Source organism: Rossellomorea sp. QJM3NY_18 (assembly GCF_056173145.1).
Genome location: NZ_CM149659.1, coordinates 3,507,822 through 3,520,000, shown reverse-complemented (window position 1 = coordinate 3,520,000; position 12,179 = coordinate 3,507,822). Strand labels below are relative to the sequence as shown.

The 12,179-nt window shown below is 44.9% G+C and carries 7 protein-coding genes and 9 tRNA genes; 14 read left to right on the top strand and 2 right to left on the bottom strand.

Going from position 1 to position 12,179, the window contains the following annotated elements; all coding sequences use genetic code 11:
* Window positions 1–85: 85 nt before the first annotated feature.
* From AC0VXY_RS18215 to AC0VXY_RS18150, 14 genes are all read left to right on the top strand, one after another.
* A tRNA-Met gene (locus AC0VXY_RS18215) sits at window positions 86–159 on the top strand.
* Between the two features lie 90 nt (window positions 160–249).
* A tRNA-Asp gene (locus tag AC0VXY_RS18210) sits at window positions 250–326 on the top strand.
* Between the two features lie 313 nt (window positions 327–639).
* Window positions 640–715: transfer RNA gene (locus AC0VXY_RS18205), tRNA-Phe, on the top strand.
* Window positions 716–738: 23 nt separating this feature from the next.
* Window positions 739–814: transfer RNA gene (locus AC0VXY_RS18200), tRNA-His, on the top strand.
* An 8-nt stretch (window positions 815–822) separates the two neighbouring features.
* Window positions 823–896: transfer RNA gene (locus AC0VXY_RS18195), tRNA-Gly, on the top strand.
* A gap of 10 nt (window positions 897–906) precedes the next feature.
* Window positions 907–983: transfer RNA gene (locus AC0VXY_RS18190), tRNA-Ile, on the top strand.
* Window positions 984–992: 9 nt separating this feature from the next.
* Window positions 993–1,067: transfer RNA gene (locus AC0VXY_RS18185), tRNA-Asn, on the top strand.
* Window positions 1,068–1,072: 5 nt separating this feature from the next.
* A tRNA-Ser gene (locus AC0VXY_RS18180) sits at window positions 1,073–1,163 on the top strand.
* Window positions 1,164–1,167: 4 nt separating this feature from the next.
* Window positions 1,168–1,239 (top strand) — tRNA-Glu (locus tag AC0VXY_RS18175).
* A 500-nt stretch (window positions 1,240–1,739) separates the two neighbouring features.
* Window positions 1,740–3,590 carry a 1,4-alpha-glucan branching enzyme gene (glgB, locus tag AC0VXY_RS18170; RefSeq protein ID WP_475526111.1) on the top strand — a complete coding sequence of 617 codons (1,851 nt, stop codon included), beginning with the start codon at window positions 1,740–1,742 and terminating at the stop codon, window positions 3,588–3,590.
* Window positions 3,591–3,606: 16 nt separating this feature from the next.
* Complete coding sequence (locus AC0VXY_RS18165) at window positions 3,607–4,764, top strand: glucose-1-phosphate adenylyltransferase (protein ID WP_475526110.1); 1,158 nt, start codon at window positions 3,607–3,609, stop codon at window positions 4,762–4,764.
* A 42-nt stretch (window positions 4,765–4,806) separates the two neighbouring features.
* Window positions 4,807–5,835 carry a GlgC family sugar phosphate nucleotidyltransferase gene (locus AC0VXY_RS18160; RefSeq protein ID WP_475526109.1) on the top strand — a complete coding sequence of 343 codons (1,029 nt, stop codon included), beginning with the start codon at window positions 4,807–4,809 and terminating at the stop codon, window positions 5,833–5,835.
* On the top strand, window positions 5,832–7,277 hold the full coding sequence (gene glgA / locus AC0VXY_RS18155) for a glycogen synthase GlgA (RefSeq protein ID WP_475526108.1): 1,446 nt from the start codon (window positions 5,832–5,834) through the stop codon (window positions 7,275–7,277). Before AC0VXY_RS18160 ends, glgA begins: the two co-directional genes overlap by 4 nt.
* The gene (locus AC0VXY_RS18150) at window positions 7,267–9,672 is read left to right on the top strand and encodes a glycogen/starch/alpha-glucan phosphorylase (protein ID WP_435989519.1); all 2,406 of its coding nucleotides are present in this window, start codon (window positions 7,267–7,269) and stop codon (window positions 9,670–9,672) included. Before glgA ends, AC0VXY_RS18150 begins: the two co-directional genes overlap by 11 nt.
* 37 nt (window positions 9,673–9,709) lie before the next feature.
* Here the strand turns inward: AC0VXY_RS18150 and AC0VXY_RS18145 are convergent, their stop codons facing one another.
* Window positions 9,710–10,474 (bottom strand): TraR/DksA C4-type zinc finger protein, encoded by a 765-nt coding sequence (locus AC0VXY_RS18145; protein WP_435989520.1) that lies wholly within the window; start codon window positions 10,472–10,474, stop codon window positions 9,710–9,712.
* Window positions 10,475–11,178: 704 nt separating this feature from the next.
* The gene (locus AC0VXY_RS18140; protein ID WP_475527898.1) at window positions 11,179–12,102 is read right to left on the bottom strand and encodes a 1,4-dihydroxy-2-naphthoate polyprenyltransferase; all 924 of its coding nucleotides are present in this window, start codon (window positions 12,100–12,102) and stop codon (window positions 11,179–11,181) included.
* Window positions 12,103–12,179 lie beyond the last annotated feature (77 nt).

Sequence of the window (12,179 nt, the reverse complement as noted above, 5' to 3'; positions counted from 1 at the left end):
CAACAGCTTGAATAAGCTTACTGAAGTCGGAGCGGATCTGCGTGATGCATTATGGGATAGTAGAAACTTAATAATATTTTATCGTCGCGGGGTGGAGCAGTTCGGTAGCTCGTCGGGCTCATAACCCGAAGGTCGCAGGTTCAAATCCTGTCCCCGCAATACCATTTTGATTTATTTATGAATTAGGAAATTGATAATTCGCGATGAGTCACGTATGGAAAGTTATTTTTGCTAGCGCAAAATAACTTTGGTCCGGTAGTTCAGTTGGTTAGAATGCCTGCCTGTCACGCAGGAGGTCGCGGGTTCGAGTCCCGTCCGGACCGCCATTTATTTTTTGATATAGTTCTGTTTCTTCAAATGGAAAAGGGTTTCGATAAGCGAGAAGGTCGAGGAAGCGATCGAAGGAACACCGGAGCGTATTTAACATACGTGAGGATGTGACTGAGAGAGCTGACGAAGAGATTCGAAGCTTAGCGGAAGCCGAAAACTATTTGGCTCAGTAGCTCAGTTGGTAGAGCACGATGAATAAGCTTCACCCGAGTAAACTTCAGCATACAGCTCGAGCAGCTCCTTGATTCAGCATCCTGAGAGCTGGACGATGGACTACAACATTCTAATTGTAGGATGCATACTAAATATGGCTCAGTAGCTCAGTTGGTAGAGCAATGGACTGAAAATCCATGTGTCGGCGGTTCGATTCCGTCCTGAGCCACCATTTTTCTATTTAGACACATTATGGCGATTGTGGCGAAGTGGTTAACGCACCTGATTGTGGTTCAGGCATTCGTGGGTTCGATTCCCATCAGTCGCCCCATATTTAGTGCGGGTGTAGTTTAGTGGTAAAACCTCAGCCTTCCAAGCTGATGATGAGGGTTCGATTCCCTTCACCCGCTCCAATTCATTTTTGGGCCTATAGCTCAGCTGGTTAGAGCGCACGCCTGATAAGCGTGAGGTCGGTGGTTCGAGTCCACTTAGGCCCACCATTATATTATTCCGCAGTAGCTCAGTGGTAGAGCTATCGGCTGTTAACCGATCGGTCGCAAGTTCGAATCTTGCCTGCGGAGCCATATTTGGAGAAGTACTCAAGTGGCTGAAGAGGCGCCCCTGCTAAGGGTGTAGGTCGGGCAACTGGCGCGAGGGTTCAAATCCCTCCTTCTCCGCCATTAAGGCCCATTGGTCAAGCGGTTAAGACACCGCCCTTTCACGGCGGTAACACGGGTTCGAATCCCGTATGGGTCATTATGAAGAGACTATCATTGTTGATAGTCTTTTTTTGTTGTTCAAAGCAGCACTATGCCTTGAAATGGAGCTGTTGTAATTATGTTTAATATGTAAAATGTGGTTCTAGGTTTCTGCGTCGATGGATCTATTATCGACTTTTCCCTCTTTTATTATCCACTTTCTAACACCTTTTCCCTCCCTTCATTCGACACCGCTATTTCAACTTCCAAGCAACCAAAATCCTATACAAAATACCGGAATCCCTCTATATTTCCTACAAATATTAAATTTTTTCACAAAAAAACTTTCGACAAATTCCGCTAAGATTTCAACGTATTTCCCCTATGTTTTTACAATGTAAACCTTGCCATTTAGAATAAAATTCCAAATTTGAACTTTTTCAATGTAAGCATGTAGTAAATTGTCGTAATTGAACGACGATTATAAAGAGGATTTTGGTGATGTTGTTAGAAAGTAGTTAAGTAGATTGAAAAAATGTAGGTGAGATGATGAACGCAATGACCATAACAGATTACGATGTATTTTTGTTTCATGAGGGAAATTTGCAGCAGGCCTATCAGTTTATGGGTGCACATGTGAGAAGGGATTCCACTGGGACCTATACAGAATTTTGCGTTTGGGCACCGAAAGCAAGGCATGTTTCATTGGTGGGTTCCTTTAATCAATGGAATGGGAATGGATATGATTTAAAAAAGCGGAACAGTGAAGGTCTGTGGACGATTCGAGTCGATAAAGATCTGACGGGAGAAACGTATAAGTATGAGATTACGACTCCCCTGGGGACAAAGAAGCTAAAGGCGGATCCGTACGGGTTTGCCTCTGAAAAGCGCCCTCATACGGCAAGCGTCGTGTATGAGCTGGAGGGCTTTGCATGGGAAGATGAGAAGTGGCTCGAGGACCGTTCAACCACTACGATCTACGACAAGCCTATGACGATTTATGAGGTTCATTTAGGTACGTGGAAGAAGGAAGCAGGAACGTTTCTATCTTATAGGGAATTGGCGCAGCAATTGATTCCCCATGTGAAAGAGCAGGGATTCACCCATATTGAGCTGCTGCCAGTCACGGAGCATCCATTTGACCGTTCCTGGGGTTATCAGGGTACGGGTTATTATTCCCCTACCAGTCGCTACGGCTCACCACATGATTTGATGGCATTTGTGAACGAATGTCATTTACATAATATTGGCGTGATCCTGGATTGGGTCCCAGGTCATTTTTGTAAGGATGCGCATGGGTTATATGAGTTTGATGGTTCGTTTGCCTATGAGTACAGTGAGGAAAGGGACCGGGAGAATTATACGTGGGGTACGGCGAACTTTGATTTAGGCAAAGGGGAAGTGAGAAGCTTCCTTATTTCCAATGCCCGTTTCTGGATGGACCAGTATCATATCGATGGCTTCAGGATCGATGCGGTGGCGAACATCATTTATTGGGCGAATCAAGGTGAGCTTACGCCGAATGAAGGTGCCATACAGTTTTTGAAAAACTTGAACAAGGCCGTTTTTGAGTGTGATTCTTCGATTCTGATGATTGCAGAGGATTCTACGGACTGGCCACAGGTGACGTCTCCTGTTCATTATGGAGGACTTGGATTTAATTATAAGTGGAATATGGGATGGATGAATGACGTCCTTAAATATATGGAAACCGATCCATCTGAACGAAAGAATGTGCATTCTCTCATTACGTTTTCGTTGTTATATGCGTTTTCAGAGAATTATGTTCTTCCCTTCTCCCATGATGAAGTGGTGCATGGGAAGAAGTCGTTATTAAATAAAATGCCGGGGGATTACTGGCAGAAATTCGCTCAATACCGGTTGCTCCTCGGCTTCATGATGGCTCATCCAGGAAAGAAACTTCTGTTCATGGGAAGTGAACTGGCGCCGTTTTCAGAATGGAAGGACCTTGAGGAATTGGATTGGCATTTACTGGATTACGAATTTCATCACAAATTCAATTCATATTTTAAAGAGCTAATGCATTTATATAAAGGTGCTGAGCCATTATTTCAGATGGATCATCGTTCAGATGGATTCGAGTGGGTTGATGTCAATAATGCAGAGCAGCAGATTTTCTCTTTCATCCGTAATGGGATAGAGAAGGGAAATCATCTTGTGGTAATCTGCAATTTCAGTCCACATGTGTATCACCAGTATAAGGTGGGAGTGGATAAGGTTTCTTCTTATGAAGAGATTTGGAATAGTGATGATGAAAGGTTTGGAGGTTCCCATCAGGTGAATCCCAACCCGCTTACCGTGCACAATGAACCGTATCATGGAAGAGATGGGTATGTGGAAATGACGATTCCACCATACGCAGCCGTTTATTTAAGACCAACCGAGTGAAAGGGGAGAAGATTTAATGACAAAAGGTAGATGTGTGGCCATGTTGTTAGCAGGTGGAAAAGGGAGCAGGTTAAGTTCATTGACGAAGAGTCTGGCGAAACCGGCCGTACCATTTGGAGGAAAGTACCGTATCATTGATTTTACCCTGAGCAATTGTACGAACTCAGGCATCGACACTGTCGGCGTTCTTACCCAGTACCAGCCCCTGGTATTGAATTCTTATATCGGGATCGGGAGTGCGTGGGATCTTGACCGCAGAAATGGTGGCGTGACCGTGCTGCCCCCTTATTCTGAATCATCCGAGATGCGCTGGTATACGGGGACGGCAAGCGCCATTTATCAGAATATGAATTACCTAGAGCAATATGATCCCGAGTACGTATTGATTCTGTCGGGGGATCACATATACAAAATGGATTATAGTAAAATGCTTGATTATCACATCGAGAAAAAAGCAGATGTCTCGATTTCAGTCATTGAAGTGGGATGGGATGAAGCGAGCCGTTTCGGACTAATGAACACGAATGAGGATATGCGTGTCACGGAGTTTGAAGAAAAACCGCCTTTCCCGAAAAGCAATCTTGCGTCGATGGGTATTTACATCTTCAACTATTCCGTGTTGAAGGATTTTCTGGAGATGGATGAACGGAATCCAGATTCGAGCCATGACTTTGGGAAGGATGTCATTCCTCTCCTCCTTGATGAGAAGAAGAAACTGATGGCTTATCCATTTGAAGGCTATTGGAAGGATGTCGGTACGGTCAAGAGCCTTTGGGAAGCGAATATGGACCTGATAGATGAACAGAATGAACTGAACCTGTTCGATCATGATTGGAGAGTGTATTCGGTTAATCCGAATGAGCCTCCTCAATATATTTCAGAAGAAGCCCATGTGGAGGGATCTCTTGTAAATGAAGGGTGTACGATTGAAGGAACAATTCAAAAGTCCGTCCTCTTCCAGGGAACAACGGTGAAAAAGGGAGCGCATGTCAGTCGTTCAGTCATTATGCCGGACGCAGTCGTTGAAGAAAATGCCTATATCGAGCAGGCGATTGTGCCTTCGAATGTAAAGGTTCCAAAGGGCTTGTGCATCATGCCGGAAGAGGGATCCGATGAAATCATCCTGGTGACGGAATCATTCATTGAAGCACTGCTGGAACAGGAAAGAGTGTAAGGTTCAAGATCATCTTAACAACATTAGAGGAGGAGAAGTGTTTTGAAAAATACGATGCTTGGTGTTATCGACGCTACGAGTTACTATGATTCCCTGGAGGATTTATTGTTACATCGCTCATTAGCGGCCCTTCCCATAGCCGGCAGATACCGATTGATTGACTTTGTCCTTTCCAATATGGTGAATTCCGATATCGGCAGTGTGGCGATTTTTCCAAAGTTTCAATACAGATCGCTGATGGATCATCTTGGATCAGGAAAGAACTGGGATCTGAACCGGAAGCGGGATGGCTTGTTTTTCTTTCCTGCTCCTGGGTTGGAAGCGAATGAAGAGGGCGTCGGATCCTTTAATCACTTTGCCCATCATATGGACTATTTCAGACGCAGTACACAGGAATACGCGCTGATCAGCAATTGCTTTACGTTATGTAGCATCGATTATCAACCGGTACTCGAGCGTCATATCCGTGTCGGTTGTGATATAACGGAAATGCGGCACAATGGCAGCTCACTAGAAATGTACTTAGTAAAAACGTCTACACTGATTGATTTGATCGAGAACAGACGAGAAACGGGCTATACATGTATGCAGGATGTGGTGGACGACATGGATAGCGGATTTAAGGTGTGCGGATATGAGCATGAAGGATTTGTTCAAACGATTGACTCCATTGGAGAATACTATGAGGCAAGTATGAAGCTTATGAACTTATCCTATTGGAAAGAGCTGTTCAAGAAAGATATGCCCATTTATACGAAAGTGAAGGATGAGCCACCGACACGCTACACATCAGCTGCAAGTGTGAAAAATAGCATCATCGCCAATGGATGCTTCATTGAGGGCAAAGTGAAGAATTCTACCATGTTCAGAGCGGTGAAGGTCGGCAGGAATACCACCATTTCTAACAGCATCATTATGCAGAAGAGCCAAATTGGAGATAACTGTGTACTGGAGAATGTGATTCTGGATAAAGATGTGAGAATAGAAGATGGCGTCAAGCTTATCGGAGAAGCAAACAATCCAATTGTCATTCGCAAAGGGATGATTCAAGGAGCGCTGATGAATTCGTGAAAGTGTTATTTGTAGTATCTGAGTGTGTCCCATTTATTAAATCCGGGGGCTTGGCGGACGTTGCAGGCGCTTTGCCCAAGGAGTTAAGAAGTTTAGGCACGGATGTCAGGGTGATTCTGCCTAAATACGGCGGGATCCCTCAAGAATTCCGTTCCAGAATGAAACGGAAGAAAGAGTTTTTCGTGTCAGTAGGCTGGAGAAATCAGTATTGTGGAATTGAAGAGTACAGTGAAAATGGCGTGACATATTATTTTGTGGATAATGAATATTATTTTAACCGGGAGCGTTTATACGGATACTTTGACGATGGGGAGAGATTCTCCTATTTTACAAGGGCAGTGTTGGAAAGTATCGCTGTTCTTGATTTCTATCCTGATGTGATTCATTGTCATGATTGGCACACGGGCATGGTGCCGTTCCTACTCCGGAGCGAGTATCAGGAGAGACCGGGCTACTCATTTATCCGCAGCGTATTCACGATTCATAACCTGCAATTTCAAGGAATCTACCCTAAACAGGTGATGACCGACTTATTAGCTATCCCGGAGAAGTATTTTCATCATGAGTACCTCGAGTTTTATGGGAATATCAATTTCATGAAAGGCGCGCTCATTTCTTCGGATTTCGTCACCACGGTGAGTCCTACCTATAAAGAAGAAATCCTCACGCCTTACTACGGGGAAAAGCTTCATAATATACTTGGCAAGCGGTATAACCAATTATTAGGGATCCTCAATGGGATTGATGATGAAGTGTATGATCCTGATGACGGGGAGTTTCCTTTCTTCAGCGGAAATCTTCAAGGAAAGAAGCAGGCGAAGCAACATCTGCAAAAAGGCCTGGGCCTCGAGGAAAATGAAGAAATCCCTCTTGTGTCCATCATTTCGAGATTGACGAACCAAAAGGGTCTTGAACTCATCAGGGGCGTCTTTCATGAAATGATCCAGGAAAATGTCCAGTTTGTCCTGTTGGGGACAGGTGATTGGGAGTTTGAACAGTTCTTCAGGGAAATGGAGTGGACGTATCCTGATAAGGTCAGGGTACAGATCGGCTTCAATGAAGAATTGGCAAAACAGATTTATTCTGCCAGTGATCTGTTCCTGATGCCTTCCAAGTTCGAGCCTTGCGGGCTGGGACAGTTAATTGCCATGAGATACGGAGCCCTGCCACTTGTAAGGGAGACAGGTGGACTGAACGATACCGTTGAATCCTACAATGAGGAGACGAAGAGCGGCAACGGCTTCTCCTTCAAAAACTTTAATGCTCACGATATGCTTTACACCTATCGAAGAGCCCTATCGTATTTTCACGAAGATCCGGAAACATGGACTCATATTGTACGTAACGCAATGAATAAAGATTATAGTTGGGCCCAATCGGCCTTTAAGTATAATCAACTATACGCTGACCTGGTATCAAGGAGTGAAAGCCATGTTTTCTGATCCGATTGAATTCAAAGAATTGTTTCTGAAGAAGCTAGAAATGATGTATGGAAAGACGTTCCCTGAGTCCACCAGTCAGGATCAGTTTTTCACATTAGGTCATTTGATTCGTGAATATATTTCGATGAACTGGATCCATACGAATGAGCAGTACCGGTTCAATAAACAAAAGCAAGTGTATTATTTATCCATCGAATTCCTGCTCGGGCGTCTGCTCCGGCAAAATCTGACGAATCTGGGGATTTACGATATTGTGGATAAAGGTCTTCAGGATCTTGGAATCGACCTTGCGGAAATGGAAGAGGTCGAGCACGATGCAGGCCTTGGAAATGGCGGCCTTGGCCGTTTAGCTGCCTGCTTTCTGGATTCCCTGGCTTCCCTTAATTTACCCGGCCATGGATATGGTATCCGTTATAAGCATGGATTGTTTGAACAAAAGATCGTGAACGGATTTCAGATGGAGCTTCCGGAACAGTGGCTGCGTCATGGACATGTGTGGGAGGTCCGCAAATCAGATCTTACCGTCGAAGTGCCTTTCTGGGGGAAGGTGGAATCATATACTGAAAAGGATGTCTTAAGGTTTCGACATGTAGATGCAGAAATCGTCGCGGCGGTTCCTTATGATATGCCTGTAGTGGGGTTCGAAACGTCGACGGTCAATACGCTTCGTTTATGGAGTGCCGAGCCTGCGGCCTATAAAGCGGGAAAAGATATGATGAAATACAAACGTGATACGGAAGCCATCACAGAATTTCTATATCCTGACGATACCCATGAGGAAGGGAAGATCCTGCGCTTGAAGCAGCAATACTTCCTGGTGTCAGCAAGTATCCGATCCATTCTGGATTCGTACCTTTACCGAAATGGGGATCTGAAGGAACTGCATGAGAATATTTCAATCCATATCAATGATACCCACCCGGTTCTTGCCATCCCCGAACTGATGAGGGTCCTTCTGGATGAATACTCCTTTGAATGGGAAGAAGCCTGGGAAATCACGACGAATACATTCGCCTATACAAACCATACGACTCTGTCAGAAGCACTGGAGAGATGGCCAATCCGTATATTCCAGCCCCTCCTGCCCCGCATCCACATGATTGTGAATGAAATTAATGAACGGTTCTGCAGGGAATTATGGAAAGAGTATCCCGGTGAGTGGAAGCGGATAGAGGACATGGCGATCATCTCACATGATGAAGTTAAAATGGCCCATCTTGCGATTGTAGGAAGCTTCAGTGTGAACGGTGTGGCAAAGATCCACACGGAAATCCTGAAGCAGCGGGAAATGAACTTATTTTATCAATATTATCCTGGGAAATTTAATAGTAAAACAAATGGAATCACCCATAGAAGGTGGCTCCTTAATAGCAATCCATCCCTTTCGAATCTGATTACCTCTTCGATCGGGGAGGAGTGGATCAAAGACCCTTCCAAACTGGTGAAGCTGAAGGAGTATCACCATGATACGGCATTCCTGAAAGACCTGTATGATGTGAAGCAGGGAAATAAACAAAAGCTTGCCGGGCTGATATATGAAAGCAATGGAATCATCGTCGATCCGTCCTCGATATTCGATATCCAGGTGAAGCGGCTTCATGCGTACAAACGTCAGTTAATGAATGTGTTGCATATTCTTCACCTGTATAATCGCTGTGTGGAAGATCCGGGATTTGATTTTCATCCACGGACATTCATTTTTGGGGCAAAGGCGTCCCCTGGATACTATTATGCCAAAAAGATCATTAAACTAATCCACTCGGTAGCAGATCTCGTGAATGATCATCCACTTGTGAAGGGGCGCATTAAAGTCGTGTTCCTTGAAAATTACCGGGTGTCCCTTGCAGAAGAGATCATCCCGGCAGCTGACTTGTCCGAGCAGATATCGACGGCCAGTAAGGAAGCGTCGGGTACGGGGAATATGAAGTTCATGATGAACGGGGCTTTGACCCTTGGGACACTTGACGGTGCGAATATTGAGATCCTCGAACAGGTCGGGAGGGACAATATCTTTATATTTGGATTAACGGCTGAGGAAGTGATGAAATATCAGCACCATGGAGGCTATTACGCCATGGAGTACTTCCACTACGATACAAGGATCAAAAAGGTGTTGAACCAATTGATCGATGATACCCTGCCGGATGCAGGTGATCATTTCGAAACCATTTATGACTCGTTACTGACTGAGAATGATCAATTCTTTGTGTTAAGGGATTTCGATTCCTACGTAAGGGTTCATGAACAGGCAGGAAAGGCGTATGAAAACAAAGAGCACTGGTCACGGATGTGCCTGCAGAACATTGCCAATTCCGGCTATTTCTCCAGTGACCGGACAATCGAGCAATATGCGAAGGACATATGGGGCATTGCACAGGGGAGTTTAACGAAATAGAAAAAACGCTTGGGAATCGAATCCCAAGCGTTTTTTTCTATTTTTTCTTCTTATCGGAAACGTAGCTGTCTCCATCTTTATAGGGGATGTCACCCAGTGGTGATTCCATATCATTCTCATCGAGCATGTCCTCATACTCTTCATGTGTCTTCGACGGATAGGCTTTACGGTTCGATCCTTCCATGTCGGTCCCGACGAATGATTCAAAATCCTCGGTGAACCCTTCCGAAGTGTCCTCATCCTGATACAGGTCTGAGTAATCCTCGTGATCCCCTTCAAAATCGGATGGGGTTTCAGATGTCCCGAAACGGCCGACTTCCTGGAAACTGTCCTGGTCGTCACGCACGTTCCCATCTGTTTTATGTCTGAATTCGTTATCGACAGGCGGTTGCAGTACATCTTCTTCTACCGGCCTATCCTGGGGTGTCGACTTCTCTGGTGTATGTTCCTTACAATAAAGAGTCGTCGGAATGACTTCGAGACGCTCGTAAGGGATATCCTGTCCGCATTCTTTACATTGACCATACGAACCGGCTTCAATCGCGTGCAGGGCTTGCTGGATTTTATCCAGTTCAAGCTTGGCATGGTCGTCGATGGCGAAATCCTTCTCCCGTTCATATAACTCTGTACCCATATCGGCAGGATGATTATCATAAAGGGAGAGTTCTCCTGTGTTATCGCGTTCATTTGTATGGTGAAGATTATCTAAATCCTGATGTAAATGTTCTTTTAACTGCTTTTCCTGTTGCACCAATTCTTGTTTTAAAGTCTGTTTTTGACTGTCTGTTAGCAATTTCTTCACATCCTTCATTATGTTCGCTTAAATCTTGTCCTAACCATACTTTATCCGAAAGTGGGATGGTTAAAACATAAAAGGTTTTTTTCGAGCCGGTCAATTAGCCAGTGCTAGTTGATTTCCGCTGCAGGTGCTCGCTTTCCGCGGGGCTTGGCGGTGAGCCTCCTCGGCTGCATGTGGTGTCCTACCCTTGTCCAACTCCGGCGGCTAGCCCCTCGAGGTCATAAGCTAAATGGTCCAAGAAGGCAAAAAACGCCTTCTTAGGCCCATTCATCTTATGCTTGTCGGGGCTGAACAAGCCGCCTCCGCTTTTCGTTGTTTCCCGCAGGAGTCGAGCACCTTCCGCTTCAATCAACATTGGTTTAATAATTTTTAAAAGGATAAGCATCAGAAAAAGATTCTTAACAATTATAATGGATGAGTGCCAAAAGAAGCAGGTTTAGTCAAAACAAAATCCGAACGATCATTCGAAATTCTTCATTTGAAAATCGAATGATCGTTCGGATTTATTGTTTTTGTAAAAGCATATAAAAGGTAATTAAACGGTTCTAGCTGTTGATTGGAGTGCAAGACGAAGACTCCTACGGGAAAAGCGGAATAGGTGAGACCCCGCAGGAACGACAGTGACGAGGAGGCTCGCCTTCCGCCCGAGGAAAGCGAAGTCTTGCACGGAAATCGGGCAGCGGTTTAACAAGGAAACCTAAATCTTTCTACAGCATATAAGCAAGTAATAATCCAATGGATAACAGGAAACCAAAGATGGTATTTGTTTGTGCCGTTGCTTTCATGGCGGGCATCATTTCGATGGGGTGTGATTTCCCGATGAATCCTTTTGTTGCTTTGATTGCTTTAGGGACGCTCAAGAAGGCTACGAACAGCCAAGGTGATGAGATCCCCGTTACGACCAATCCGATGATCCAGGCGTAGGATACGACAAACATACTGCCTAAGAGGATGATGGCGCCTTTTTTTCCTAACAGGATCGCAATGGTTTTCCGGCCGTTTTCTTTGTCTCCATCGAGGTCGCGGATATTGTTGGCCAATAATATGGAGCCTACCAATATGGAAACCGGAATTGAGATGAGTACGCTGTCCCCATTGATGTAGCCGGTCTGGATGTAAAATGAGATGATGATGATCACAAATCCCATGAAAAATCCAGCTACGATTTCGCCGAATGGTGTGTAAGCAATTGGCATTGGTCCGCCAGTATAAAAGTACCCCGCTGCCATGCACACTATTCCTATGAGAGCCAGCCACCATGTACTGTTAAGACAGATATAGATCCCTAACAGAAGGGCGATCCCGTACAGTGAAAAGGCAAGATTGATGACCGTTGATGGTTTGACACCATTACGGACGATCGCTCCGCCGATCCCGACCGAGTGTTCAGTATCGAGGCCTCTTTTATAATCATAATATTCGTTGAACATATTCGTCGCCGCCTGAATCAATAGGCAGGCAACCAGCATGGCTGCAAACAGCAACATGTCCACTTTCGTAAATTGCAACGCGAGTACCGTCCCTAATAGTACAGGTACAAACGCTGCTGTAAGAGTGTGGGGCCGGGTCAATTGCCACCAGATTCTCCACCCTTTATCTGATTCCAACACGTTGGATGCTTGTTGTTCCATCATTCTCTCTCCCTTACGTAACAAGGAATTTTCAGAAAACATTACAATTCCTTTACAGATTAAAGTGTAGGTAAAGG